Annotated in this window: 1 protein-coding gene; it reads left to right on the forward strand. The window is 66.1% G+C overall.

The window, feature by feature from the left end; translation table 11 throughout:
- Positions 1-1,093, forward strand: a 1,093-nt coding sequence (treS, locus tag IE177_RS34590; RefSeq protein ID WP_190019449.1) for a maltose alpha-D-glucosyltransferase, incomplete at both ends; no start/stop codon positions are given.

Below are 1,093 nucleotides of genomic sequence, written 5' to 3' on the forward strand. Positions count from 1 at the left end.
TCCGACTACACCGCCGTGCTGCCCGAGTTCGGCGACCTCGCCGACTTCGTGGAGTTCGTGGACGCCGCGCACCAGCGCGGCATGCGTGTGATCATCGACTTCGTCATGAACCACACCAGTGACCAGCACCCGTGGTTCCAGGAGTCGAGGCGCGACCCGGACGGTCCGTACGGGGACTACTACGTCTGGGCCGACGACGACAAGCAGTACCAGGACGCGCGGATCATCTTCGTCGACACCGAGGTCTCCAACTGGACGTACGACCCGGTACGCAAGCAGTACTACTGGCACCGCTTCTTCTCGCACCAGCCCGACCTGAACTACGAGAACCCGGCCGTGCAGGAGGAGATGATCTCCGCGCTGAAATTCTGGCTGGATCTCGGCATCGACGGTTTCCGGCTGGACGCGGTGCCGTACCTGTACCAGCAGGAGGGCACCAACTGCGAGAACCTGCCCGCCACCCACGCCTTCCTGAGGCGGGTCCGCAAGGAGATCGACGCCCAGTACCCCGACACCGTCCTGCTCGCCGAGGCCAACCAGTGGCCCGAGGACGTCGTCGACTACTTCGGCGACTACTCCACCGGCGGCGACGAATGCCACATGGCCTTCCACTTCCCCGTCATGCCACGGATCTTCATGGCCGTGCGCCGCGAGTCCCGCTACCCCGTCTCCGAGATCCTCGCCAAGACCCCCGCCATCCCCACCAACTGCCAGTGGGGCATCTTCCTGCGCAACCACGACGAACTGACCCTGGAGATGGTCACCGACGAGGAACGCGACTACATGTGGGCCGAGTACGCCAAGGACCCACGCATGCGCGCCAACATCGGCATCCGCCGCCGCCTCGCCCCCCTGCTCGACAACGACCGCAACCAGATCGAGCTGTTCACCGCCCTGCTGCTCTCCCTGCCCGGCAGCCCGATCCTCTACTACGGCGACGAGATCGGCATGGGCGACAACATCTGGCTCGGCGACCGCGACGCCGTGCGCACCCCCATGCAGTGGACCCCCGACCGCAACGCCGGCTTCTCGTCCTGCGACCCGGGACGCCTCTTCCTGCCCACGATCATGGACCCCGTCCACGGCTACCAGG

Source organism: Streptomyces lucensis JCM 4490 (assembly GCF_014650035.1).
Taxonomy (GTDB): Bacteria; Actinomycetota; Actinomycetes; order Streptomycetales; family Streptomycetaceae; genus Streptomyces; species Streptomyces lucensis.